At 71.6% G+C, this 532-nt stretch carries 1 protein-coding gene; it reads right to left on the reverse strand.

Annotated features, from left to right (window positions below; translation table 11 throughout):
• Positions 1-304 precede the first annotated feature (304 nt).
• The coding region (locus IH13_RS0113400) for a LysM peptidoglycan-binding domain-containing protein (RefSeq protein WP_031084122.1) at positions 305-532 on the reverse strand (228 nt) is incomplete at its 5' end.

Genomic DNA, 532 nt, shown 5'->3' on the forward strand with positions numbered 1-532 from the left:
GCGCCTGCCATGAGCGGACCCCCCGGGAGAGAAAGTCGGAAGAACTACCGTATGTACGACTGTGGGCTGCGGTGAAAACATGGCTGGAACCGGGCGTCAGGGGTATGGCCGGGAGGCCGTGTACGTCTGTCCCGCCTGCGGGCGTCCCGTGGAACCGGTGGTCGAGCGGCACAAGACTCTCGGCGTCTTCGTCCCGCTGTGGCGTCCGGGCCCCTGCCGGACCCGGAGTGCGTCCGGTACGTCGCGGAGTCCGGGAACCCCGTGGGGAGCAGCGAGGCCGAAGGCCCGCGGTCCGGGGTGGGGCTCAGGCGGCCAGGTGGAGGGTCTGGCCGGGGTAGATGAGGTCCGGGCCCTCGTCCAGCAGGGCGCGGTTCAGCTCGTACAGGGCGTCGGTGCCACCGGGGACCTCGGCGCGCTCGGCGATCACGGACAGGCAGTCGCCCGGCTCGACGACGTAGGTCTCCTTGCCGACGAGGTCGTGCGAGCGGGTGGTCGTGGCGTGGTCCGAGGAGCCGTCGGCGTGGCTGCTGGG

Origin of the sequence: Streptomyces sp. NRRL WC-3549 (assembly GCF_000721935.1) — a bacterium.
Classification (GTDB): Bacteria; Actinomycetota; Actinomycetes; order Streptomycetales; family Streptomycetaceae; genus Streptomyces.